Consider the following 24,246-nt stretch of genomic DNA (forward strand, 5'->3'; position numbering starts at 1 on the left):
TCAGTGCTTGGCCTCGCACGCTACACCGTCGCCGTCCCCGTCCAGACCCGGGCGGTACCCGGGGGATCCCGCGTACAGCGGCGCCATCCCGGCGGCGCGGGCCTCGGCGCAGCGGGAGAAGTACACGTCCCCGCCGGGCGCACCCGCACCGGCCGGGGGCTGCGCAGAAGCCGGCAGCCGGGGTGCGGGCGCGGCCGGGGCGGCGGGTGCCGCCGGCACGGCGGGCGGTGCCGCGGGTTCCGCGGCGGGTTCGTCCGCCGGGGCCGGAACGGCGCGCGGGCCCGGCAGTATCTGCTCGGGGCACGTGTCCAGCACGCGGATCAGCGCCTGCTTCTCCGCGTCCGTGACCCACAGCTCGTAGGTCTTCTTCACCGCGATCTGCGTGGCGACGTACTCGCAGCGCTCGCCCCTGGCCGGGGGCAGCCAGGTGGCGGCGTCCCCGTCGGACTTCGCAGTGTTGCTCGGGCCGTCCACGGCCAGCAGGTTGAGGGGGTCGTTGGCGAGCTCGGTGCGCCGGGCGGCGTCGAGCTGCTGCGCACCCTTCTGCCACGCGTCGGAGAGGGCCACCACGTGGTCGATCTGCACCTCCGCGCTGGTGTCCCGGCCCGCCGTGAACGCCATGGCCTCCCCCGTGTACGGGCTCAGCAGCGAGCCCGCGGCCACCTTGCAGCCGTGCGTGCCCGGCTTCACCTCCACCCCGGTGAGGTCCCGCCGCAGGACGTCGTTGCGGGTGTCGCAGCCGTTGTGGTCCGTGTCCGCCCAGCGGGGGCCGAACTCGTCCCGCGAGTAGCCGGTCCTGGGCGCGCGGCCCTTCACGGGGATTTCTCCCAGTGCCGCGAGCGCCGTTCCGGGTGCGGCACTGCGCGTGCGGTCGGAGGGGGACGACGACGCCGTCCCCGCCCCGGCTGCCCCGGTGCGGCTCGCGGCCGGCGTGGGGGAGGGCGCGGGCGGCGTCGTCGTGTCGGTTGTGCGCGCAGCGGAGGCGGTCGGCGCGTCCGACGAGGGGGCGGACGTGCCCGGGGCGCCGCACCCGGCGAGGGCGACGGCGAGCACCGCGGCCACGATGGCGGTGCTGCGGGCGGGGGAGGTGCGGGGGGAAGTCAGGGAGTCCTCGATCCTGGCGGCGCCGGCGGGGCGGCGGTTAACGCAAGGACCCCGCATCCGGTGGATGCGGGGTCCCGATGGAGTGCGCCCGATAGGATTCGAACCTACAACCTTCTGATCCGTAGTCAGATGCTCTATCCGTTGAGCTACAGGCGCCCTCGTGCAGCGGCACGCGGCCTCTGCAACGGGTAACAACTTACACCCGCGTGCCCCCGGCGACAAATCGCGGAGCTCTCCGTGCGGGGTGGATGTGGTGTAACTCTCGTCCGGGGTTCCCGGCACCGCGATAGACTCCAGGCACACCCCCGTGCCCCCGGGGGAGGCCCGACCCCGGCGCCGTTGCACAGCGAGGTGCGGCGCGTGAACCGGCGGCCGCGGCCCCGCGGTGGTGCGGCACGCACGACGGCCTCAACGAGGAGACATGTCAATGGCTGACAACAGCACAGCAAGCACCGGGACCACCGAGCTCAACCGCGAGGTCCAGCAGTCGCTGGACAACCCGCCCACGGACTACCGGGAGCTCGTGGACTGGGTGCGCGAGGTCGCAGAGCTTGCCACGCCGGACCGCATCCACTGGGCGGACGGCTCCGAGGCCGAGTGGGCCCAGCTGACCGACCAGATGGTCGAGGCCGGCACGCTGGTGCGTCTCGCGGAGGACAAGTTCCCCAATTCGTTCGCGGCGTTCTCCGACCCCGAGGACGTCGCCCGCGTGGAGGAGCGCACCTTCATCTGCACCAAGACCCAGAAGGGGGCGGGGCCCACCAACAACTGGGAGGACCCGCAGGTCATGAAGGAGACCCTGCGCAAGCGCTTCAACGGCGCCATGCGCGGGCGCACCATGTACGTGATCCCGTTCGTCATGGGCTCCCTGGACGCGCAGAAGCCCCAGTACGGCGTGGAGATCACCGACTCCCCCTACGTGGTGTGCTCCATGCGCATCATGGCCACCATCGGCACGGACGTGCTGGAGAAGATGTCCCGGGACAAGGCCCCGTTCGTGGAGTGCGTGCACTCCCTGGGCGCCCCGCTGCAGCCGGGCGAGGAGGACGTCCCCTGGCCCTGCAACCCGGCCAAGTACATCGTGCAGTTCCCCGAGGACCGCGCCATCTGGTCCTTCGGCTCCGGCTACGGCGGCAACGCACTGCTGGGCAAGAAGTGCTACGCGCTGCGCATCGCCTCCGCGATCGCCCACGACGAGGGCTGGCTGGCCGAGCACATGCTGATCCTCAAGGTCACGGACCCCGAGGGCGACTCCCGCTTCATCGCCGCGGCCTTCCCGTCCGCGTGCGGCAAGACCAACTTCGCGATGCTCGAGCCCACCATCGAGGGCTGGAAGGCCGAGATGGTCGGGGACGACATCGCCTGGATCCGCTTCGGCAAGGACCGCACCCCGCGCGTGGTCAACCCGGAGGCTGGGCTGTTCGGCGTGGCGCCGGGCACCGGGTGGTCCACCAACCCGAACGCGATGCACGCGATTGCTCGCGGCAACACCATCTTCACCAACGTGGCGCTGACCGACGACGGCGGCGTGTGGTGGGAGGGCATGACCGACGAGGTCCCCGAGCACCTCACAGACTGGAAGGGCAACGACTGGACCCCAGAGTCCGGGCGACCCGCCGCGCACCCCAACTCCCGGTTCTGCACCCCCATCAAGCAGGTGGAGATCCTGGCCCCGGAGTACGACGACCCCGAGGGCGTGCCGCTGTCGGCGATCATCTTCGGCGGGCGCCGCAAGACCACCGTGCCCCTGGTGTCCGAGTCCTTCGGGTGGGAGCACGGCGTGTTCCAGGGCGCCACGCTGTCCTCCGAGACCACCGCCGCCGCCAAGGGTGCGGTGGGTGTGGTGCGCCGCGACCCCATGGCCATGCTCCCGTTCATCGGCTACAACGCCAACGACTACCTCGAGCACTGGCTGGACACCGGCGCCCGCATGGGCGAGGAGAACATGCCGCGGATCTACTACGTGAACTGGTTCCGCCGCACCCCGGACGGCGGTTTCGCGTGGCCCGGCTTCGGTGAGAACTCGCGCGTGGTCAAGTGGATCGTGGAACGCCTCAAGGGCACCGCGGGCGGCCACGAGACCCCCGTGGGCATCCTCCCGGCCAAGGAGGACCTCGACCTCACGGGTCTGGAGATCTCCGACGAGGAGATCGAGGCAGCCCTGCGCGTGGACAAGGACGAGTGGCTCGCGGAGCTGCCCGGCATCGACGAGTGGTTCGCCCGACTGCGCGACGTCCCCGAGGTCATCCTCGAGCAGCGCGCCGGTCTCGAGGAGCGCCTGAAGAACGACTGACGAGGGCCGGCACCCGCCGGACCCCCTGTGCGATTGCGCCGCGCGGCCGAGCTGGCCGCGCGGCGTCGTCGTGCGTGCCGACGGACGGCACCGAGGAGAGGAAGACCATGCGGCTCACGGCGTTCTCGGACATCGCCCTGCGCGTGCTGCTGCTCATGGGCGGGCTGCCGCAGGGCACCATGCTGTCCACGCAACGCATCGCGGAGGGCGTGGGTGCCCCGTACCACCACGTGGCCAAGACCGTGGCGCGGCTGCGGGGGATGGGCCTGCTGTGCTCGCAGCGCGGCCGCGCGGGAGGCGTTGCCCTCACAGCCGAGGGGTGCGGGGTGAGCGTGGGCCGGGTGCTGCGGGAGCTCGAGGCGGACACGGCGATCGTGGAGTGTGAGGCGGACGAGGCGGCGTGCCCGCTGAACCACGGGTGCCGGTTGCGCCGGGCGCTGAACAGTGCACGGGAGGCGTTCTACCGGGAGCTCGACGGCGTCACGGTCACGGACCTGGTGAACCCCCGCCAGGTGGGGCCGATCGCCGTGCAGCTGGGGCTGCGCCCGCCCGCCGGGGGCACTGCACCGGGCGAGGGGGCGGCGGGCGTCACCCCGGTCACTCGCACGGGTGGGGGACCCGACAGCACCGCTCACTAAACACAGCATATTAAATGCTAAATTAGTCTCGTCAGGTTCAGACGAGAGGAAGCCGCCATGCTGTCCGAGAAGTCACGCCCGGTCATCGCCCAGACCCTGGGGATCATCGCCGAGCGGATCCCCCACATCACCCCGGTGTTCTACCGGTCCATGTTCGAGGCTCGCCCCGACCTGCTGGACGGGATGTTCAGCCGCGCCAACCAGAAGAACGGCACGCAGCCGCAGGCGCTGGCCGGGTCGATCGCCATGTTCGCCTCGCACCTGCTGAACCACCCGGACTCCTACCCGGACGAGGTGCTCTCCCGTGTGGCGCACAAGCACGCGTCCCTCGGGCTCGATCCCCGGGAGTACCCCACGGTGCACGAGCACCTGTTCAAGGCCATTGCCGCGGACCTCGGGGACGCCGCCACCCCGGAGGTCGTGGCCGCGTGGGACGAGGTCTACTGGCTCATGGCGGACGCGCTCATCGCCCTCGAGAAGGACCTCTACGCCCGGCAGGCCAACCGCGTGGCGTTCGCGCCCTTCCGTGTGAGCGCCAGGGAGGCCGTGGCGGACGGTGTGCTGGCCTTCGAGTTCGAGCCCGCGGACGGCACCCCCATGACCCCGGCGGTCCCGGGGCAGTACGTGACCGTGCAGGTCACCGTGACCGACGGGCTGCGCCAGCCCCGCCAGTTCACGCTGGTGCCGGGCCGCCCGGGCCACCGCCGGGTGATCGTGCGGGAGGACCCACAGGGGGAGGTCACCCCGGTGCTGCACCGGGACGTGGCCGTGGGGGACGTCCTGGAGCTCTCCAACCCGTACGGGGACGTGGTCCTGGACCCGGCGTCCCCCGCTCCGCTCGTGCTGGTGTCCGCGGGCATCGGGATCACGCCGGTGCTCGCGTTCCTCGACCAGCTCGTGCGCGAGGATCCCGAGCGGGAGGTGCTGGTGCTGCACGCGGACCACTCTGCGGCGGCCTGGCCGTGCCGGGAGCAGGTGCGGGAGTACGTCTCGCAGCTGCCCAACGCCCGCCTGGTCTCGTGGCTCGGGGTTCCGGGGGAGGGGGACCACGAGGGGCGGATGGACGTCTCCCGGGTGGAGGTCCCCGCGGACGCCGAGGTGTTCATGTGCGGCCCGCTGCCGTTCATGCAGGCCGTGCGCTCGCAGCTGGTCGACGCGGGCGTGCCCGGCCGCGCGATCCACTACGAGATCTTCGGCCCGGACCTGTGGATGCTCCACGACGAGGCCCGCGCCGCGGCCTGAGCCCCGTCACCACTGCCACAACGCGCGCGACCGCTCGGCGGGGCGCCGGGCGGCGGTGACCCGGTGGGCCGGTGACGTCGCCCGTTCGCGGTGCCCCCCGCCCAGCGCCCGCGGGCACGCGCGGAGGGCTCGGGCACCCGCGGAGGGCCGGGTACGTGCGGAGAGCCGGGGGTACGACGACGCCGCGCGGCCGGGTGGCTGCGCGGCGTCGTCGTACCCTGTCCGGAGGCGGGGATGGTGCCCGGGGTGCTCAGCCCTGGCGGACGATCCTGAGGACGGTGTCCCGCACGGCCTCCATGGCCGCGGCGTCCGGGGCCTCCACGTTGAGCCGCAGGAAGGGCTCCGTGTTGGAGGGGCGCAGGTTGAACCACCAGCCCTGGGTGGGGTGCGTGAACGTGGTGCCGTCCATGTCCTCGACCGTGACCGCGGGATCGGTCTCGGCGAAGTGCGCGCGCACGCGGTCCACGGCGGCGGCCTTGTCCTCGATCTCGGAGTTGATCTCGCCGGAGGCCACGTACGGGTCGTAGCGGTCCATGAGGTCGCTGAGCGTGCCGGTCTGCTCGCCCAGGGCGGCCAGCACGTGCATGGCCGCGAGCATCCCGGTGTCCGCGTTGAAGAAGTCCTTGAAGTAGTAGTGCGCGGAGTGCTCCCCGCCGAACACGGCGCGCTCGGAGGCCATCACTGCCTTGATGAAGGAGTGGCCCACGCGGGTGCGCACGGCGCGCCCGCCGTTCGCCTCGATCAGCTCCGGCACGGCCTGGGAGGTGATGAGGTTGTGGATCACCACGGGGTGCTCCTCGCCCGCGGCCTGCGCACGGGCGATCTCCCGCTCCGCGACGATCGCCGCCACGGCGGACGGGGAGACCGGCTCGCCGTTCTGGTCCACCACGAAGCAGCGGTCGGCATCCCCGTCGAACGCGAGGCCGATGTCGGCGCCGTGCTCCCGGACGGCCTTCTGCAGGTCCACCAGGTTGGCGGGCTCCAGCGGGTTGGCCGGGTGGTTGGGGAACGTGCCGTCCAGCTCGAAGTACAGGGGCACGATCTCCAGGTGCAGGGCCTCCAGCAGGGCATCGCCCAGCACCGCGGGGGTGGTGAGACCGGCCATGCCGTTGCCGGCGTCCACCACGACCTTCAGCGGACGGATCCCGCTCAGGTCCACGAGCGAGCGCAGGTAGCGGGCGTAGTCGCCCAGCACGTCCCGGCGGGTCACCCGACCACCGCGCGGCACGGCCTCGATCTCGCCCGCGTCCAGGTACGCCTGGGCGGCGTCGCGGATCTCGTACAGCCCGGTGTCCGAGGACACGGGCACCGCACCGGCCTGGGCCATCTTGATCCCGTTGTACTGCGCCGGGTTGTGGCTCGCCGTGAACGTGGCGCCCGCGCAGTCCAGGGTGCCGCACGCGAAGTACAGCTCGTCCGTGGAGATGCTGCCGATCACCGTGACGTCCGCGCCACGGCGGGTGGCACCGGCCGCGAAGGCCTCGACGAACTCCGGGGAGGAGGGGCGCATGTCCCCGCCCACCACCACGGAGGAGCCGGTCAGGCCCAGGACGTCCACGAAGGCCGCGCCCGTGGCCCGCACGCTCTCGGCGGTGATGCTCTCGCCCACGATGCCGCGCACGTCGTAGGCCTTGAATGATGAGGAAAGGTCTGTGGTCACGGCCCCGATTCTACGGGAGGGGCCCTGGGGGTTCGCGGGGTGCCAGGGTCCGCGCGGGGCGCTGTGGTTACATGTGTGGCATGGCCGAGTTCCTGAGGATGAGCAACCCGATCCAGCACTACGCCTGGGGGTCCTGCTCGGTGCTCGCCGACATGCAGGGCCGCCCCGGGCCCACCGAACGGCCGGAGGCGGAGCTGTGGATGGGCGCCCACGCGAGCGCACCGTCGCGCGTGGAGCTCGCCGGGCAGCAGCGGGGCCTGGACGAGATCGCCCCGCACCTGCCGTTCCTGCTCAAGGTCCTGGCCATCGACGCACCCCTGTCCATCCAGGTCCACCCCTCCTCCGACCAGGCACGGGAGGGCTTCGCGCGGGAGAACGCCGCCGGGATCGCCCCGGACGCACCCCACCGCAACTACCGGGACGAGCACGCCAAGCCGGAGACGGTCATCGCCCTCACGGACATGTGGCTGCTCGCCGGGCAGCAGGAGCCCGGGCGGCTCGCGGAGCTCGCCGAGACGCTGGACCTGCCGTGGCTCGCTGCGGCGGCCGCCTCCCCGTGTCCCCTGCGCCACGCCCTGGAGCTCGGTGACGACGACGCCGCCGCGGCCGTGCGCGTGTGCGTCACCGCGGCCGCCTCCGCACGCGACACGGCGGCGTCCTCACAAGAGGGGACCGGGTCGCTGTCCCCGGAGCAGGGCCCGGCCGAGCGCGCCGTGCACCTCATCGAGCTGCTGAGCCGGCACCACCCGCAGGACCGGGGGATGCTGGTGGCCCTGTGCATGAACGTGGTGCACCTGGCTCCGGGGCAGGCGCTGTTCACCCCCGCGCAGCAGGTCCACGCCTACCTCAGCGGCACGGCCGTGGAGATCATGGGGTGCTCGGACAACGTGCTGCGGGCGGGGCTGACCTCCAAGCACATCGACGTCCCCGAGCTGCTCGCCGTGATGGCGCAGACCCAGGAGCCCGTGGAACTGCTGCAGACCCGCACCGCCGAGGACGGCGCCGTGCACTACCCCCTGTGGGATCCGGCCCTGTCCCTCGTGTCCGCGCGGGTGGCACCCGGTGCGCCGCTCGTGCGCGAGGTCGCGGACACCTGCATGGTGCTCGTCACCGAGGGCTCCGTACGGGTCTCCGCCACGGCGGGGCCCGAGGACGGCGGCGCGCAGGACGAGGGCACGGCCGCGGCGGCCGGGGAGTCGCTCGTGCGCCTGGGCGGCGCGTGCACCGTGCGGATCACCGGCGAGGGGTGTGTGTTCCTCGTGGAGGCTGTGACTCCCGGCCGGCCGCACGGGCCCCGTCTCACCCTTTAGATGGTCGCGCGCGGCCGCCGAGAGGCGTTGAATGGCTGGGCCCATGTTTGACGAGCAGTGCTAGGGAGTGCAGATGGACCGGCGGATCGAACGCACCCGCGCGGCAGTGGTGCAGGCCACCGTGGAGCTGGTGGCGTCCCGCGGTTCGCAGGTCGGGATGACCGAGATCGCTGACGCCGCGGGCGTCAGCCGCAAGGCCGTGTACGAGAACTTCGGCTCCAGGGACCAGGTGCTGTGCAGCGCCACCCAGAGCCTGCTGGCCACGGTGCCCCTGCGCGTGAGCGCGCTGGACGCCGAGCGGCCGAACCCTTGGGACGTGGTGCTCGCGCCCATCGCCGAGCACGTGGAGCAGTTCCGGGACTTCTACCGCGCGGTGCTCTCCGGACCCGGCTGCTTCCTGGTGCGGGACGCCGTGGTGGACCACGCGGTCACCGGGCTGCGGGAGGTGCGCGGGCGCATCGAGGACCCCCGCGTGCGGGACGCCGGCGAGTGCGACCGCTTCATCGTGCACGGTCTCGTGGGCGTGATCGCCGAGTCCCTCGTGGCGCAGCCGGGCGTGAGCGTGCAGTCCCTGGCCCACTCCCTCAGTGCGGGGCTCGCGGAGTCGATGAGCTGCTGCTGAGGGCGGGCCCACCACGCCCCCTGCCGGAATAATCACGCCCTCACAGCCGCTGTACGGAGTCCAGGGGCGCGCGAGCACCCCTCACAGATCCGTTCCGACAGGAAGGACTCACAATGTCCCAGATCACGATCATCGGTGGCCACGGCAAGGTGGCGCTGCAGCTGAGCCGGCTGCTCTCCTCGCAGGGGGACACGGTCAACGCCGTGATCCGCAAGGAGGAGCAGAGTCAGGACGTGCAGGACGCGGGCGCGAACCCCGTGGTCGCGGACGTGCAGGAGATGGACGTGGCGGCGCTGAGCGAGCTGCTGGCCGGGCAGGACGCCGTGGTCTGGTCCGCGGGCGCCGGCGGGGGATCCCCCGAGCGCACCTACGCCGTGGACCGTGACGCCGCCATCCGCTCGATGGACGCCGCCGAGGCCGCCGGTGTGAAGCGCTACGTGATGGTCTCCTACATGGGCGCCGGGCAGGACCACGGTGTGCCCCAGGACAACGACTTCTACGCCTACGCCCAGTCCAAGGCGGACGCGGACGACCACCTGCGGGCGAGCTCCCTGGACTGGACCATCCTGGGCCCCGGAATGCTCACCGACGACGCCGCCACGGGCTCGATCGCGATCGGCAGGGCCGGGGAGGACGGCAACCGGGACACCGCCCGCGGCAACGTGGCACTGGTGGCCGCCAGGGTGCTCGCCGACCCCGCCCACACCGTGCACCGCTTCATCGAGTTCGCGGACGGCAGCACCCCGATCGCCGAGGCCGTCGACTCGCTGGACTGATCCGCACACCGATCGCCCGGTCCGCGCCGCCCCTGCCGGGGTGCCGTGCGGGCCGGGCGATCTTCTAGGCTGAGCGCATGGATATGCCATTGATCCACCCCGAGGCCTCCGACGGCCACCCCCGGGAGCGCATGGACCTCAACGAGGTCATGGCCCTGACCGCCGTGGTCCACGGGACCGTCCAGGGGGTCGGCTTCCGCTACTGGTGCTGGCGGCAGGCGGAGAAGCTCGGGCTCACCGGCACTGCGACCAACCAGGAGGACGGCACCGTGGGCGTCGTCGCCGAGGGGCCGCGCTGGGCCGTGGGGGAGTTCCTGCAGGCCCTGATCTCCCGCGACACCCCCGGGGCCGTGATCACCGTGGACGAGCACTTCGGCCCCGCCACCGGTCAGTACACGGACTTCACCACCCACTGATTCGCGGGTCCGCGGCCGTGTTCACCTCCGGTTGGTCTGCGGACCCTACCGTGGGGGAGTCCGACCGACCGCCCGCGAGGAGGAGTCCATGACCGTCACGAGTTCCCCGGGGACCGGCTCCCGGCCTGAGCGCGCGGCCCGGTGCCTGGGCGGCGCCGTCGAGCTGCTGGAGCGCATCCGCGCGGCCCGTCGCGCGCGTCTCGCGGACGTCAACCGGGTGGCGCCCCGGCACCGGCACTCCGCGCTGAACCTGGTGGACTACACCGACGTGCGCTCCTAGGACCTTAGGGAGCTGCCGACCGAGCTCGCGGCGCTGGGGGTCTCCTCCCCTCGGGCGCATGGAGTCCGGGGTCGCGGAGCACCTCGTGGCGGTCGCGCTGACGCTGGTCGCCGTGGCGGGCACGGATGCCCGGCTGCCCGACCTCGACCCGGGCCTGCCGCCGGGGGAGGACGCCCTCCCCGGACCACTGACGCTGGAACGCGACACCGTGCGCCTCGTGGGCCAGGGCCGTGAGCGCCGCGCCACGCGCATCATGGTCACGATGCCCACCAACGCCGCCCGGGACCCGGCGCTCGTCAGGCGCATGGTGGCCGTCGGCATGGACGTGGCGCGCATCAACTGCGCCCACGACGGGCCGCGGGAGTGGGCCGCGATGCTCGAGCACCTCCGGGCGGCGGCCGCGGAGCTGGGCACCGACCTGCGGGTGGCCATGGACCTCGCGGGGCCCAAGGTGCGCACGGGACCCGTGTCACCGGGCCCGCGCGTGGAGAAGATCAAGCCCGAACGGGACGCCAGGGCCACGTGCGCCGCCCCGCCCGGCTGTGGCTCGGCACGCAGCGCTCGGAGGACGTCCCCGCGGTGCCCGTGGAGCCCCAGGGGTGGCTCGCCGCGCGCACCGTGGGCGAGCGCCTCCGGCTGCGCGACGCCCGGGACTCCGGACGCACCCTGCGCGTGGTGGAGGTCCACGAGGACGCCGTGCTGGTGGAGTTCTCCAAGACCGTCTACTTCGCCACGGGGATCGTCCTGAGGGCCCCGGACGGTGCGGAGGGCGTGCTCGGCGAGCTGCCCGAGACCGAGCAGTCCCTGCGCGTGGCGGTGGGCGAGACCCTGCGCCTGCTGAACCACACGGACCCCGTGCCCGCGGAGGGCACGGCTCCGCTCGTCATCGGCTGCACCCTCCCCGAGGTCTTCCGGGACGCCGCCGCCGGGCACCGCGTGTGGCTGGACGACGGCAGGATCGGCGGGGTGATCCGCTCGGTGCACCCGCAGCACATGGACGTGGAGATCACCCACGCCGGGCCCACGGGCAGCAGACTCCGGGCCGAGAAGGGCATCAACTTCCCGGACACGGACCTGCACCTGCCCGCGCTGACGGAGAAGGACCGCGAGGACCTGGCGTTCGTGGCCCGCCACGCGGACAACGTCAACATGTCCTTCGTGCGCAGTGCCCAGGACGTGGCGGACCTGCTCGCCCGCCTGGAGGCGCTGGACGCCCGCTCCGTGGACGTCACCCTCAAGATCGAGACCGTGGGCGGGTTCGAGCACCTGTCCATGATCCTGCTGGAGGTCATGCGGTGGCAGGACTCCGGTGTCATGATCGCCCGCGGGGACCTCGCGGTGGAGACCGGTTTCGAGCGCATGGCCGAGGTGCAGCAGGAGATCCTGTGGCTGCGCACGTCCCGGTGGTCTGGGCCACCCAGGTGCTGGAGACCCTCGCCAAGAAGGGCCTGCCCTCCCGCGCCGAGATCACGGACGCCGCCCAGGGCCAGCAGGCCGAGTGCGTGATGCTCAACAAGGGGCCCTTCGTGGTGGAGGCCATCCGCACCCTCTCCTCTGTGCTGGAACGGATGTCCGGGCACGCCTCCAAGAAGACGGACCTGCTGCGGCAGCTGCACGCGTGGCGGGACTTCGTGCGCTGAGGGGAGCGGGCCCGTCCCGTGAACCGGAGCCGCGAACCCGCCCCGCGACCCACGGCTGCGGGCCCGTCCTGTGAGCCCTGGGCGTACGGCGGCGCGCGGTGGCGGGCGCTGTGTCATAGTGAATCCGGAGATTTCCGGCGCACCCGCCGAACAACCCCCCATCCGTGTCGAGGAGTGGACAGAGATGCGCGTTAACCCCCTGAACAAGGCGTTCGACGAGAACGGCCAGCCCTCGCCGGGCGTCAACAAGTTCCTCAACCACGCGCTGCGCATGCAGAAGCCCTGGGTGGTCAAGATGATCAAGCACATGCGCCGCCAGCACCCGGACGAGACCCCCGCCCAGCTGGCCAAGCGCGCCCAGAAGCTCTACGTGCGCTCCGTGACCGCCGGCGGCGGCGCGGTGGGCGCAACGGCCGCGGTGCCGGGCATCGGCACGCTGGCCTCCTTCGGGCTCTCGTCGGTGGCCGTGACCGGCTACCTCGAGGCCACCGCGCTGTACGCGCAGGCCGTGGCGGAGCTGCACGGTGTGGAGCCGCAGGACGACGAGCAGAACCGCACCATGGTCATGGCCCTCATGCTCGGCGAGGACGGTCAGGCCCTCATGGGCCAGCTGCTCACCAGCTCCTCCGCGAGCAAGAGTCTCTCCGGCAAGTGGGGGCTCATGATGGGCAAGTCCTCGGACCACTCCAAGCGCTTCGACGTGGGCCGGTCCATCCGCAACATGTTCGTCAAGCGGTTCATCGCCCGCCAGTCCGGCGCGATGCTCGGCCGTGCCCTGCCCTTCGGCATCGGTGCGGTGGTCGGCGGCGGCGCCAACCTGGCCATGGCCCGGCAGGTCATCAAGTCCGCGCAGGAGGCGTTCGGGGAGTTCCCCTCGGACTTCCCGGCCACGCTGGCCGTGGACGAGCGTGCCGCGGCGTTCGAGGGCGGGACCACCGCCACCCAGCAGGAGGCCGTGGAGTCCTCCGCGAAGGGGCGCACCCGGGGCAAGTAGCCACCCGACCACGCGCGCACGGGCGCCCGGGTGACCACGGTTCCCCGGGGCGCCCGTGCGCGTTCACGCGGACGTCACCGGGAGGTCACCTCCGCGTCGGGCGGCGCTCGGACCCGCGTTTCCCCCGCCTCCTAGCGTGGGGCCGTGGCCACCCCGACCGAACCGCCCGCCGCCCGCCCCCTGGTCTACGCGCACCGCGGCTCCTCGCAGCGCTATCCCGAGCTCACCCGGGCCGCGTTCGTGCAGGCCCTCGCCGATGGCGCCGACGGCGTGGAGTGCGACGTCCACCTCACCCGTGACGGGCACCTGGTGCTGCACCACGACGCCCACCTGGGGCGCACCTCGAACGGCAGCGGACCCGTGGGCCAGCACACGCTCGCGCAGCTGCGGCGGCTGGACTTCACCACGTGGAAGGGCGTGCGGATCCCGCCGACCCACGGGGCACCGCACGAGCAGCTCATGACGCTCGACGAGCTGCTGGACCTGCTGCTCGCCGCGGGGCGGCCGGTGGGGCTGGCGGTCGAGACCAAGCACCCCAGCCCCCACGGGCAGGGACTCGAGGAGGCGCTGCTGGTGCTGCTCATGCGCCGCGGCTGGAACCCGGAGACCGGCAGGCTCGGCACCGTGACGGTGTCGATCATGAGCTTCCACCCCGACGCCGTCCGCTACGTCCTGGGGGTGGTGGCCCCGCGGCACGTGTGCCAGCTGGTCACGCAGTCCACCGTGGCCTCGGTGCGCTCGAGCCTCGGGGTGGGCTCGGCCACCGCCGCCGTGTGCCGCGCCGGGATGCGGCTCGTGGTGCCCCCGGCCGTCCCGCTGATCTCCCGCGGCGAGGTGGAGATCGCGGGGCCTGGGATCCGGTTCGTGCGGGAGAACCCGCGGCTGGTCGAGCGCTGGCGGGAGCGCGGCTCCACCCTGCGGGTGTGGACGGTGGACACGTTCGCGGACACCCACGTGTGCCTGGCCCTGGGAGTCCAGCAGATCACCACGAACGTTCCGGCCCTGGTGCGGAGCTGGACCGATCCGCACCGGGCCCCGGTTCCGGGGCACCGGACGCGCGTCCCCCAGGTGCTCGGGTCGGTCTGAGGGGAGACCCGCTGCGGCTGACTCATTCCTCGGGCCCATCCCTCCGGCCCATCCCTCCGGCCCGGGTGGTCCGAGAACGGCCGGCGGGCCCTGCACGGGACCGCCGCCCGGCGGTGCGGCTCAGAGGCCGTAGGTGTCCACGAGCTCCTCGGCCAGACCGGTGTAGCCGCCCGGGGTCAGGGCGCTGAGCCGCTGCGCGGTCTGCTCGGAGAGCCCCAGCCCGGCGATGAACTCGCGCATCCGGTCGGCGTCCACGCGGTGGCCCCGGGTGAGGTCCTTGAGCCGTTCGTAGGGGTTGTCCATGCCCTCGCGCCCGGCGATCGCCTCGGCCCGCATGGCGGTCTGGACGGCCTCGCCCAGCACCTCCCAGTTGCCGTCGAGGTCTTCGGCGAGGGTGGCCTCCGCGACGTCGAGGCGCTCCAGGCCCTTGACCACGTTGGAGATGGCCAGCAGCGAGTGGCCGAAGGCCACGCCGATGTTGCGCTGCGAGGAGGAGTCCGTGAGATCGCGCTGCCAGCGGGAGGTCACGAGGGTGGCGGCCAGGGTGTCCAGCAGCGAGCAGGAGATCTCCGCGTTGGCCTCCGCGTTCTCGAAGCGGATGGGGTTGACCTTGTGGGGCATGGTGGACGAGCCCGTGGCACCCTCCACGGGGATCTGCTGGAAGTAGCCGATGGAGATGTAGGACCACACGTCCGTGCAGAGGTTGTGCAGGATCCGGTTGAACCGGGACACGTCCGCGTACAGCTCCGCCTGCCAGTCGTGGGACTCGATCTGGGTGGTCAGGGGGTTCCACGTGAGGCCCAGCCCGGTCACGAAGGTCCGGGAGACCGCGGGCCAGTCGGTGTCCGGGGCGGCCGCCGTGTGCGCCGCGAACGTGCCGGTGGCGCCGTTGAGCTTGCCCAGGAACTCGGTGCCGGCCACCCGCTGCAGCTGCCGGTCCAGGCGGTGGGCGAACACCGCGAGCTCCTTGCCCAGCGTGGTGGGCGTGGCCGGCTGGCCGTGGGTGTGGGACAGCATGGGCGTGGCCTTGGCCTCGCGCGCCATGGTGGACACCGCCGCCACCAGTCCGCGGGCCGAGGGAAGCCACACGTTCTGCACGGCGTCCTTGATCCCGAGTGCGTAGGCCAGGTTGTTGATGTCCTCGGACGTGCACGCGAAGTGCACCAGGGGCGTGAGGTGCTCGAGACCCAGCTCGGGCATCCGTCGGGCGATGAAGTACTCCACGGCCTTGACGTCGTGCACTGTGACGGCTTCGAGCTCCGCGAGCTCCGCGACGGAGGCGGCGTCGAAACCGGTCACGAGCGCGCGCAGCCCGGCCTGCTGCTCCGCAGTGAGGGGGTCGAGCCCGGGCAGGGCGCGCCGCTCGCACAGGTGGATGAACCACTCCACCTCCACGTGCACGCGCTCCCGGTTCAGGGCTGCCTCGGAGAGGTGGTCCACGAGCGCGGAGGCCTGCGGACGGTAGCGGCCGTCCAAGGGCCCCAGGGCTATCGCGGGGCTCTGCTGGCCCAGGGCCACTCGTCCGGACGGGAGGGTCTGCGCGGCGTTCGACATGGCCCCCATTCTTCCACGGGCCCGCGGCCCGGTGCCGCGGCGAGCACACTGCACCGCGGCACGCTCCGGGGCCTGTGGCGCCGCGGTGTCCCGGGGGCCCGCGACCGGCCCGTGCCGCCGGGCACCCCGTCCTAGCCTGATCCCGCGCGCCGGCCACCTCGCCCGGGCCGCGCGGAGAGGACACGAGATGACATCCACGCTCAACGCGGCCCCCGGGCTGCACCCTGGGCTCGGCGCCATGGTCCACGAGCAGCTCACGGCGCTCGCCCAGCGCTACGACGACGCCGCGGAACGGCTCGGCGCGCTGGGCCACAGGGTCGGCGGCCTGGGACAGGCCCACGGCGCCTGGACCGGGCCCGGGTCCCGGGCCTTCCGGGCCCGCGTGGAGCGCCACGAGCGCACCCTCGCCCGGGACGTGGAGACGTGCCGTGAGGCCGCGCGGTCGGTGCGCTGGGCGGCTGCGGTGCTCGCGGAGCGCCTTGCCGCGCTCGAGACGGCCGCGGAGCTGGGTGCGCCCCTGGTCTCGGTGCTGAGCACCCTGCTGGGTCCCGGCGTCGTGCTCCCGTCACTCGGGTCGGAGCGCCGGGGATGAGCGCCGCGGAGGGTGCGGGCCGCGGTGCGCCGCCCGCGGGAAGCACGGCGGGTGCGCCGTCGTTCCCTGCCGGGGGCGTGACCGAGGTCCGTGGCCCCGCCCAGGACGTCCAGGCGCAGCTGTTCGGCGAGGGGGACCCGTGGCGCCCTGCCGCGCGGGGGTTCACCTCCGCCCGGGAGGTCGCCGCCGCGGCGGAGGGCGCGCGGCAGAGCATGAGCGTGCACGGGGGAGCGGCGCCGGGGCAGGGCGGCGGGATCGTCACGGTGGACGGCGACGGCCTCCGGAGCACCTCCGAGGACCTCGGGCGCGCGGCGGGCGAGCTCGGGGAGGCCGCGGCCGCACTCGTGCCGCTCACGGCCGAGCTGGAGCTGTGGGCGCTCACGGGTCAGGCGCTGCTCGGGGACGCCGCCGCGCTGTCGGGCGCCCTGGTGGCGAGCGTGCTGGAGCACACGGCCGGGGTCGCCCTGACCGCTGGGCGGCTCGGCCGGGCCGCGCTGCGCTACGACGTCACGGAGCACGCCCTGACCGGGTCGTTCACGGCCGCGGCCCTGGGCTCGCCGCTGGGGGGACTGAGCGCGTCCTTCGCGAGGGAGGCGGCGCGGACCGCGGAGGACGTCGAGGTGGCCCTGGCACGGGCGGACGTGGACTCTCCCGCGGCGTTGCGCGAGCGCGTGCGGTTCTCGGCCCTGGGGGTGATCGTGCGGGGCGGCGGCCCCCACGGCACCGACGCCGTGATCCGCGGCCCCGGGGTGGACGACCTCCTGGACGGGGTGCTGCAGCTGCCCGGTCCGGGTGGGGTGCCGGGACGGGAGGACCCCGGCGCCGGGCACGCTCCCGGTGGCGCGGCGGCTTCTGGATCCTCGCCCCTGACGCTCGGCCAGTACCTGCGCGGCGTGATGGTGGGCCGGCTCGACGGCGCGGGCCGGCGGCTGGCCCGCGGGCCGGGGGAGGGCGACCCGCCGGCCACGGACGCGGAGCTCCTCGACTCCCTCGAGCCCGCGGTGGCCGCCATGATGCTCGCGAATCCCACGACCGCGGGGATCTATGCGCTGTACCGCACCGGGCGGCGGCTGAGCGCTGCGGAGCGCCCGGGTCCGGGGCTCACCGGGGTGCTGCGCGGCCTCGAGAAGGAACGGGCTCTGTACCCGGCGCGCCGGGAGGTGTTCACGGGGGTGACCCCCGCGACCGCCGCCGCCCGGCACATGACCCCGCTCTCCGGGCGACCGTTGCCGGCGGGCGTGCACCACGACGGCGCCGTGCCCACCACGGTGGCGGGCACGGCGGCCGCCCTCAAGGACGCCAAGAGCATCGTCTCGGGGACGGACGCGGACGGCCGGCCCGTGGAGAACAGCACCGTGATGGTCCAGAAGGCCACCGGGGCGGACGGGCGCACCGCGTACTCCGTGGTCCTCACCGGCACGGAGAAGTGGACGGACAGCGCCGGGGTGCACGACCTCAAGGGGATCAGCCAGGGAATGACCACCGTGCCCTCGGCACCGCTCAGCGAGCTCCCCCAGGCCCAGCGCATGGCGGTGCAGGCTCTGCGGGACGCGGGGATCCGCCCCGGGGACACCGTGGTGCTCACGGGTCACAGCCTGGGCGGGATCGATGCCGCCGGGCTTGCCGCCAACCAGCAGTTCCGGGGGCTCTACGACGTCGCCGCGGTCACCACCTTCGGCGCGCCCGTGGGGGACTTCGCGATCCCCGGGGAGACCTCCGTGATGGCCGTGGAGCACGTGGACGACGTGGTGCCCACCCTGGACGGCGTGCCCAACCCGGACGGCGCGCACCGTTCCACGGTGCAGGTCAACACCCCCTACGCGGGCGCCCTGGAGTGGTACGGCGGTCGCACCGGGGCCACCGCGCACGAGATGCACCTCTACACCGTGGGGGCCCAGGGCATCTCCGGCTCCGGTCACCCGGTGGTCCTGGCCCACGAGCAGCGGCTCGCGGACGCGGTGCCCCACGGTCCCGGGACCCGCACCGAGAGCTACGTGTACGAGGGGTGGGAGGAGCACACCGGGCTCGACGGCGTGGTGAGCCCCCGGCGGGCCGCGGACCGCGTGCGGTGAGCGGCGCCCTCCGGGCCCGGGCCCGGTGCTCGGGCACGGCACCGGGTGAGTGCCCAGGTCAGGGCGGGGCCGGCAGCGGTCCCCTCCCCGGGTGAGGTGCAGGGCCGGACTAGCATGTCAGGCATGGATTCAGCCACGCACGCATCCGGACCGTCCGAGACCCCCGGGGACGTCACACGCGTGACCCCGCGCGCGGCCCTCGCCAAGCTTCCCGCGTACGCCGCCGGCAAGCCGGCCTCCCAGATCCCGGGGCTGGTGGCCTACAAGCTGGCTTCCAACGAGAACCCCTTCGGGGCAGTGCCCGCCGTGCGCGAGGCCGTGGCGGGCTTCGACGCCTACAACCGCTACCCGGACCCCTCAGCGACTGCGCTGCGCGAGGCTCTGGCCGACTACCTGCACGTCCCCGCGGAGGACATCGTGGCGGGGGCCGGCAGCCTGGGCGCCCTCAACCAGCTGCTCGCGGCGTTCGCGGGCACGGGGGAGGACGGCAGGCCGGACGAGGTGGTCTACTCGTGGCGCTCGTTCGAGGCCTACCCCATCTCGGTGGGCCTCGCCGGCGCCCTCAGCGTCCAGGTGCCCAACCTTTCCGACGGCTCCCACGACCTCGACGCCATGGCCGCGGCCGTGACAGAGCGCACCCGCGTGGTCCTGCTGTGCACCCCCAACAACCCCACGGGTCCGAGCCTGCGCGCCGACGCCGTGCGCGAGTTCCTGGGGCGGATCCCGTCCAGCGTGGTGGTCGTGGTGGACGAGGCGTACTGGGAGTTCCAGCGCGGTGAGGGACTCGTGGACGGCATCGAGCTGTACCGGGAGCACCCGAACGTGGTCTCCCTGCGCACCTTCTCCAAGGCGCACGGCCTGGCCGGGCTGCGGGTGGGCTACACCGTGGCCCAGCAGGACGTCACCCGCCACCTGCGCCAGAGCGCCCCGGCCTTCGCCGTCACGGAGCTCGGGCAGCTCGCGGCCACGGCCTCGCTCGCCAGCATCGAGCAGGTCGAGCAGCGGGTCCAGAGCCTGGTGGACGAGAGGGAGCGCGTGCTGCGCGGACTGGCCGAGCTCGGGTGGCAGCACCCCCGCACCGAGGCCAATTTCGTGTGGTTGCCGCTGGGCGAGCGCAGCGCGGAATTCACCGAAATGTGCGACCAACACGCCCTGTCTGTGAGGTGTTTCACTTCCGAAGGGGTCCGTGTAAGCTTCGGTGAACCCGAGGCGAACTCCCGATTCCTGGAACTCTGCGCTGCCTTCCCGCACCCCAGCACCATGCCGACACCCCGGCAACCCTGAGGTGGTGGAGCGCACCGAGAACTCTGTGTTCGCAAGGCTCGACATGACCGGGGCGATCCTCCGGTCATGAAGACAGCGGAAGGACCGAGATCGACCATGGAATCAGCCATTCACCCGGGTGTCGTGGAGAGCACTCTCCCGCGCCACCAGCTGCTGGACGAACGAGGCGTCGTCACGCAGGACCCCCTCCTCTCCCCCCACGTGCAGGACATCACCGTCGATGACCTCAAGCACCTCTACCGCTCCATGACCCGGGCGCGGCGGATCGACGAGGAGGGCACCTCCCTCCAGCGTCAGGGCCAGCTCGTGCTGTGGGTCCCGCTGCGCGGCCAGGAAGCCGCCCAGATCGGCTCCACGTGGCCCACGCGGCCCACCGACCGGCTCTACCCGTCGTACCGCGAGCACGCCGTGGCCTTCGAGCGCGGCGTGGAGCCCTCCGAGCTGATGCGCTACTTCCGCGGGCTCACCGCCGCCGGCTGGGACCCCGAGGAGCACAACCTCAACCTCTACACCGTGGTGCTGGGCTCGCAGGTCCCGCACGCGGTGGGCTACGCCATGGGCACCGTCATGGACCGCCGTGCCGCCGAGGAGGCGGGCACGCCGCTCGAGACCGAGCCCGAGGCCGTCGTCGCCTACTTCGGGGACGGCGCCAGCACCGAGGGCGAGGTCCACGAGTCCATGGTGTTCGCGGCCTCCTACGACGCTCCCGTGCTGTTCTTCATCCAGAACAACCAGTGGGCCATCTCCGTGCCCTTCGCCACGCAGTCCCGCGTGCCGCTCGCCACCCGTGCGGCGGGCTACGGCTTCGAGGGGCTGCGGGTGGACGGCAACGACATCCTGGCGGTGGTGGCGGCCACCCGCTACGCGCTCGACAAGATCCGCCGGGGCGAGGGCCCCGTGCTCATCGAGGCCGAGACCTACCGGATGGGCGCGCACACCACGGCGGACGATCCCACCAAGTACCGCAAGCGCGAGGAGGAGGACCAGTGGGGACTGCTCGACCCCGTCGAGCGGCTCACGGTCCTGCTGCGCACCGAGCACGGCGTGGAGGACTCCTTCTTCGAGACCGTGGCCACCGAGAACGACGAGCTCGCGCGCCGCATGCGCGCCGACGTCCTGGCCATGACCACGCCCGAGTTCGTGGAGCGCTTCGAGAACGTCTACGCCGGGCCCCACCCCCTGGTGGAGGCCGAGCGCGCCGAGTACCTGGACTACCAGGCGGGATTCGACGTCCCGGCCGATGCCCAGGACGCGCACACGGAAGGAGCGGGAGCATGAGCAGGCTGACCATTGCCAAGGCCATCACGGCGGGGCTCTCGCGAGCCATGGAGGAGGACCCCAAGGTCGTGCTCATGGGGGAGGACATCGGCTCCCTGGGAGGCGTGTACCGCGTGACCGAGGGGCTCAAGGACCGTTTCGGGGCCCACCGCGTGCTGGACAGCCCGCTCGGTGAAGCGGGGATCGTGGGCACCGCGGTGGGGCTCGCGCAGCGCGGCTACCGGCCCGTGTGCGAGATCCAGTTCGACGGCTTCAGCTTCCCGGCGTTCAACCAGATCACCACCCAGGTGGCCAAGATCCACGCGCGCTCGGAGGGCAGGCTCACCCTGCCCATGACCATCCGCATCCCCTACGGCGGGGTCATCGGATCGGTGGAGCACCACTCGGAGTCCCCGGAGGCGCTGTACGCGCACACGGCCGGGCTGCGCATCGTCTCGCCCTCCAACGCGCACGACGCCTACTGGATGGAGCAGCAGGCCATCGCGTGCAACGATCCCGTGATCATCTTCGAGCCCAAGCGGCGGTACTGGCTCAAGGGCGAGGTGGACGAGACCACCTCCCCCGGCGACCCGTTCTCGGCGTCGGTGATCCGCCAGGGTGACGACGCCACCGTCGTCGCCTGGGGTCCGCTCGTGCCCGTGGCGCTCGCCGCGGCCGCCGCCGCGGAGGAGGACGGGCGCAGCGTGGAGGTCATCGACCTGCGCAGCATCTCGCCCATCGACTTCGACACGCTCACCGCCTCGGTGCGCAAGACGGGCCGCATGGTGATCGCCCACGAGGCCCCCACCTTCGGGGGACTGGGCGGGGAGATCGCCGCTCGGGTCACGGAGCGGGCGTTCTACTCGCTGGAGGCCCCGGTGCTGCGCGTGGGCGCGTACCACCAGCCCTACCCGCCCGCGGCCGTGGAGGACCACTACGTCCCGGACCTGGACCGCGTGCTGGAAGCACTCGACCGGTCCTTCGCCTACTAGACGTCCGCTGTTCAGCGCCGCCGCCCGGCACGGGCGTGGCGCTGCCTGGAGGGAGAACAGATGTCCCAGGTTTTCACACTGCCCGACGTGGGCGAGGGTCTGACCGAGGCCGACATCCTGGCCTGGAAGGTGTCCAAGGGGGACACCGTGTCCGTCAACCAGGTGCTGGTGGAGATCGAGACCGCCAAGTCCGTGGTGGAGCTGCCCTCACCGTTCGAGGGAACGGTGCAGGAGCTCATGGTCGCCGAGGGTGACACCGTGGATGTGGGCACGCCGATCATCGCGGTGAGCTCCGCCGACGACGCGCCCGCCGGCGGCACCGACCCCGGGTACGCGGGATCCGTGCCGCAGGACGGCCTCGAGCGCGGCGCCGTGGCTGGCTCCGACGCCGCCGGCACGGAGGCCGCCACTGCCGCGGAGGCGGCTCCCGAGGAGCCCGCCGAGTCCGGCCAGGGCAAGGCCCTCGTGGGCTCCGGTCCGAAGGCGGACCCGGTGCGCCGGCGGCGTCGTTCCCGGGTGGGCATGCGCATGGACTCGGACACGCCCCAGGCGCTGACCGGCGCCGGTGCCGACTCCGAGCTCTCCGGCGGGTCGAACGCCCAGCGCCGCTCCGCGTGGGCTGACCGGCTCTCGCGGACGGGCCTGGGCGGCGCGGCCGTGGACCTCGCCGAGCGCGCGGGCAAGATCCGAGGGCGCGGCGGATCGCTGCTGCGCTCGCTCGAGGAGCCCTCGGGGGATCAGGCCGCTGCGGTGCCCCGGCGCCCTGGACTGGCCAAGCCGCCGGTCCGCAAGGCCGCCAAGGAGATGGGCATCGACCTCGCGGACGTGAAGGCCACCGGCGACGGCGGCCAGGTCACCAAGCGCGATCTGCTCGCCCACGCGGAACGGGCCGGGAAGGCCACGGACGCGGTGGGTGTGCCCGAGGCCTCCGCAGCCCGTCTGCCGGACGACCGCATCGAGCGGATCAAGGTCAAGGGCGTGCGCAAGGCCACCGCCCAGAACATGGTGAAGTCCGCGTTCACGTCCCCGCACGTGTCGATCTTCGTGGAGGTGGACGCCACCCGCACCATGGAGTTCGTGAAGCGGCTCAAGGAGTCCCCCAGCATGGAGGGGGTCAAGGTCTCCCCGCTGCTGATCGTGGCCAAGGCCGTGATCTGGGCCGCCGAGCGCAACCCCCACGTGAACGCGACCTGGGCGGACACCGAGATCCTCGTGAAGCACTTCATGAACCTCGGGATCGCGGCGGCCACCCCACGGGGTCTGCTGGTGCCCAACATCAAGGACGCCCAGGACCTCACCCTGCGCGAGCTGGCCGTGGCCCTGCAGGACCTCACCCAGACCGCCCGCGCGGGTCGCACCCAGCCCGCGGACATGCAGGGCGGGACCCTCTCGATCACCAACATCGGTGTGCTGGGGGCGGACACGGGCACCCCCATCATCAACCCGGGCGAGTCCGCGATCGTGGCGTTCGGTGCCATCAAGCAGAAGCCGTGGGTCGTGGACGGGGACGTGGTCCCCCGCTGGATCACCACCCTGGCCGGGTCCTTCGACCACCGCGTGGTGGACGGCGAGCTGGCCGCCCGGTTCATGTCCGACGTCGCCCGGATCGTGGAGGAGCCCGCGCTGCTCCTGGAGTGATCCCGCGCCGCGCTGCGGCCGTGGCGCCGTACCGCGACGACCGCGGTGCCCTCGTCGGTGCGGTGCGGTGCGGTGCGGCCACGGCTAGCCGAGGGCACCCGCCCGGAAGCACCCCGCGACGTGCCCGGGGGCGCGGCCGATGCGCTGCAGCCACCGGTGGGCCGTCACCGGCCCCACGAGCACGATGCCGCGGGTGCGCAGGATCTGGGAGAGCCTGCGGGAGGCCTCGGAGGAGCTCGGGAGGTCGAGAGCGTTCTCGGGAGGTGCCTCCGGTTCGGGGATCTGCGCCTCCTCGACAATGTCGAGCCACCGGGAGAGGTCCCAGTCCTGGCAGACCCCGGCGTTGTGGATCACCGCCTCGATCTTCGCGCGGTTGCGGATCAGCTCCGGGTTGACCAGGAGGTCCTCGACGTCGTCCTCGTCGAGCAGCGCCACCCGCGCCGGGTCCAGCCCCGCCATGTGCAGGTACCAGGAACCGTGGCGTGCGGACTGGGACCAGCGTGCGAGGCCGGAGTCCACGAGCTCCAGCGTGAGGCTCGCGAAGTGCTCCCGCGCGCTGCCCGCGGGGGTGCCCCAGGCGTCGTCGTGGTCCGCGAGGGTCCCCGGCGCGCCCAGGGCCCAGGGGCAGCGCTCCAGCCCGTCCCCGCACCCCACCGCCTGGAACGCGGCCCGCGTGGGCGCGGACCCCGGTGGCGGCGCATCGTGCTCGTGGGGTCCGGCCGGGGCGGTGGAGTGCGGCTGTGCGTCCGCGGATGTGGGCGGTGCGATCGTCGTCATGCCTGGAGGCTAGGAGCGC

Annotated in this window: 22 protein-coding genes, 1 tRNA gene and 1 pseudogene; 19 read left to right on the top strand and 5 right to left on the bottom strand. The window is 72.8% G+C overall.

What is annotated here, in order from left to right:
• On the bottom strand, positions 1 to 1,161 hold the full coding sequence (locus tag KRH_RS01570) for a GmrSD restriction endonuclease domain-containing protein (protein ID WP_081431571.1): 1,161 nt from the start codon (positions 1,159 to 1,161) through the stop codon (positions 1 to 3).
• Between the two features lie 26 nt (positions 1,162 to 1,187).
• A tRNA-Arg gene (locus tag KRH_RS01575) sits at positions 1,188 to 1,260 on the bottom strand.
• Positions 1,261 to 1,531: 271 nt separating this feature from the next.
• Here KRH_RS01575 and KRH_RS01580 point away from each other — a divergent pair.
• The 3 genes from KRH_RS01580 (at position 1,532) to KRH_RS01590 (ending at position 5,277) form a co-directional block, all read left to right on the top strand.
• Positions 1,532 to 3,397: a phosphoenolpyruvate carboxykinase (GTP) gene (locus tag KRH_RS01580; protein WP_012397400.1), complete on the top strand. Its 1,866-nt coding sequence runs from the start codon at positions 1,532 to 1,534 to the stop codon at positions 3,395 to 3,397.
• Between the two features lie 107 nt (positions 3,398 to 3,504).
• A complete protein-coding gene (locus tag KRH_RS01585) occupies positions 3,505 to 4,035 on the top strand; it encodes an RrF2 family transcriptional regulator (RefSeq protein ID WP_012397401.1) in 531 nt (176 codons plus the stop codon).
• 57 nt (positions 4,036 to 4,092) lie between these two features.
• Complete coding sequence (locus KRH_RS01590) at positions 4,093 to 5,277, top strand: globin domain-containing protein (protein ID WP_012397402.1); 1,185 nt, start codon at positions 4,093 to 4,095, stop codon at positions 5,275 to 5,277.
• 250 nt (positions 5,278 to 5,527) lie between these two features.
• Here the strand turns inward: KRH_RS01590 and KRH_RS01595 are convergent, their stop codons facing one another.
• On the bottom strand, positions 5,528 to 6,937 hold the full coding sequence (locus KRH_RS01595; RefSeq protein WP_012397403.1) for a phosphomannomutase/phosphoglucomutase: 1,410 nt from the start codon (positions 6,935 to 6,937) through the stop codon (positions 5,528 to 5,530).
• 80 nt (positions 6,938 to 7,017) lie between these two features.
• On the opposite strand from KRH_RS01595, the gene manA reads away from it, so the two are divergent.
• The 10 genes and pseudogenes from manA (at position 7,018) to KRH_RS01630 (ending at position 14,061) form a co-directional block, all read left to right on the top strand.
• On the top strand, positions 7,018 to 8,247 hold the full coding sequence (gene manA / locus KRH_RS01600) for a mannose-6-phosphate isomerase, class I (protein ID WP_041297270.1): 1,230 nt from the start codon (positions 7,018 to 7,020) through the stop codon (positions 8,245 to 8,247).
• Between the two features lie 73 nt (positions 8,248 to 8,320).
• On the top strand, positions 8,321 to 8,869 hold the full coding sequence (locus tag KRH_RS01605) for a TetR/AcrR family transcriptional regulator (RefSeq protein WP_012397405.1): 549 nt from the start codon (positions 8,321 to 8,323) through the stop codon (positions 8,867 to 8,869).
• Positions 8,870 to 8,982: 113 nt separating this feature from the next.
• On the top strand, positions 8,983 to 9,645 hold the full coding sequence (locus tag KRH_RS01610; RefSeq protein WP_012397406.1) for an SDR family oxidoreductase: 663 nt from the start codon (positions 8,983 to 8,985) through the stop codon (positions 9,643 to 9,645).
• Positions 9,646 to 9,722: 77 nt separating this feature from the next.
• Positions 9,723 to 10,061 carry an acylphosphatase gene (locus tag KRH_RS01615; protein ID WP_105590550.1) on the top strand — a complete coding sequence of 113 codons (339 nt, stop codon included), beginning with the start codon at positions 9,723 to 9,725 and terminating at the stop codon, positions 10,059 to 10,061.
• 88 nt (positions 10,062 to 10,149) lie between these two features.
• Positions 10,150 to 10,341: a hypothetical protein gene (locus KRH_RS12520; RefSeq protein WP_012397408.1), complete on the top strand. Its 192-nt coding sequence runs from the start codon at positions 10,150 to 10,152 to the stop codon at positions 10,339 to 10,341.
• Between the two features lie 262 nt (positions 10,342 to 10,603).
• Positions 10,604 to 10,780 (top strand): annotated as a pseudogene (locus tag KRH_RS12525) (hypothetical protein); the annotation flags it as partial.
• A gap of 83 nt (positions 10,781 to 10,863) precedes the next feature.
• Entirely contained in the window at positions 10,864 to 11,847 is a 984-nt protein-coding gene (locus KRH_RS12530) for a pyruvate kinase (RefSeq protein ID WP_012397410.1), read from the top strand.
• Complete coding sequence (locus tag KRH_RS12535; RefSeq protein ID WP_226905781.1) at positions 11,763 to 11,981, top strand: hypothetical protein; 219 nt, start codon at positions 11,763 to 11,765, stop codon at positions 11,979 to 11,981. The genes KRH_RS12530 and KRH_RS12535 overlap by 85 nt, the downstream gene beginning before the upstream one ends.
• A 184-nt stretch (positions 11,982 to 12,165) precedes the next feature.
• Complete coding sequence (locus tag KRH_RS01625; protein ID WP_012397412.1) at positions 12,166 to 12,975, top strand: hypothetical protein; 810 nt, start codon at positions 12,166 to 12,168, stop codon at positions 12,973 to 12,975.
• Between the two features lie 144 nt (positions 12,976 to 13,119).
• Positions 13,120 to 14,061: a glycerophosphodiester phosphodiesterase gene (locus KRH_RS01630; protein WP_012397413.1), complete on the top strand. Its 942-nt coding sequence runs from the start codon at positions 13,120 to 13,122 to the stop codon at positions 14,059 to 14,061.
• A gap of 120 nt (positions 14,062 to 14,181) precedes the next feature.
• On the opposite strand, the gene purB is transcribed toward KRH_RS01630, so the two are convergent.
• Complete coding sequence (gene purB, locus KRH_RS01635; protein WP_041297271.1) at positions 14,182 to 15,624, bottom strand: adenylosuccinate lyase; 1,443 nt, start codon at positions 15,622 to 15,624, stop codon at positions 14,182 to 14,184.
• Positions 15,625 to 15,802: 178 nt separating this feature from the next.
• On the opposite strand from purB, the gene KRH_RS01640 reads away from it, so the two are divergent.
• The 6 genes from KRH_RS01640 (at position 15,803) to KRH_RS01665 (ending at position 23,450) form a co-directional block, all read left to right on the top strand.
• Entirely contained in the window at positions 15,803 to 16,207 is a 405-nt protein-coding gene (locus KRH_RS01640; protein ID WP_012397415.1) for a hypothetical protein, read from the top strand.
• Positions 16,208 to 16,284: 77 nt separating this feature from the next.
• Positions 16,285 to 18,279, top strand: a complete 1,995-nt coding sequence (locus tag KRH_RS01645; RefSeq protein ID WP_231844724.1) for a lipase family protein — start codon at positions 16,285 to 16,287, stop codon at positions 18,277 to 18,279.
• Positions 18,280 to 18,402: 123 nt separating this feature from the next.
• The gene (locus KRH_RS01650; protein ID WP_012397417.1) at positions 18,403 to 19,563 is read left to right on the top strand and encodes a histidinol-phosphate transaminase; all 1,161 of its coding nucleotides are present in this window, start codon (positions 18,403 to 18,405) and stop codon (positions 19,561 to 19,563) included.
• Positions 19,564 to 19,629: 66 nt separating this feature from the next.
• On the top strand, positions 19,630 to 20,841 hold the full coding sequence (locus KRH_RS01655; RefSeq protein WP_012397418.1) for a thiamine pyrophosphate-dependent enzyme: 1,212 nt from the start codon (positions 19,630 to 19,632) through the stop codon (positions 20,839 to 20,841).
• The gene (locus tag KRH_RS01660; protein ID WP_012397419.1) at positions 20,838 to 21,812 is read left to right on the top strand and encodes an alpha-ketoacid dehydrogenase subunit beta; all 975 of its coding nucleotides are present in this window, start codon (positions 20,838 to 20,840) and stop codon (positions 21,810 to 21,812) included. The genes KRH_RS01655 and KRH_RS01660 overlap by 4 nt, the downstream gene beginning before the upstream one ends.
• A gap of 60 nt (positions 21,813 to 21,872) precedes the next feature.
• Positions 21,873 to 23,450, top strand: coding sequence for a dihydrolipoamide acetyltransferase family protein (locus KRH_RS01665; RefSeq protein ID WP_012397420.1), 1,578 nt, complete (start codon positions 21,873 to 21,875; stop codon positions 23,448 to 23,450).
• An 84-nt stretch (positions 23,451 to 23,534) separates the two neighbouring features.
• Here the strand turns inward: KRH_RS01665 and KRH_RS01670 are convergent, their stop codons facing one another.
• Positions 23,535 to 24,227 carry a DNA-3-methyladenine glycosylase I gene (locus KRH_RS01670; protein ID WP_081431572.1) on the bottom strand — a complete coding sequence of 231 codons (693 nt, stop codon included), beginning with the start codon at positions 24,225 to 24,227 and terminating at the stop codon, positions 23,535 to 23,537.
• Positions 24,228 to 24,246 lie beyond the last annotated feature (19 nt).

This window comes from Kocuria rhizophila DC2201, from assembly GCF_000010285.1.
GTDB classification, from domain to species: Bacteria; Actinomycetota; Actinomycetes; order Actinomycetales; family Micrococcaceae; genus Kocuria; species Kocuria rhizophila_A.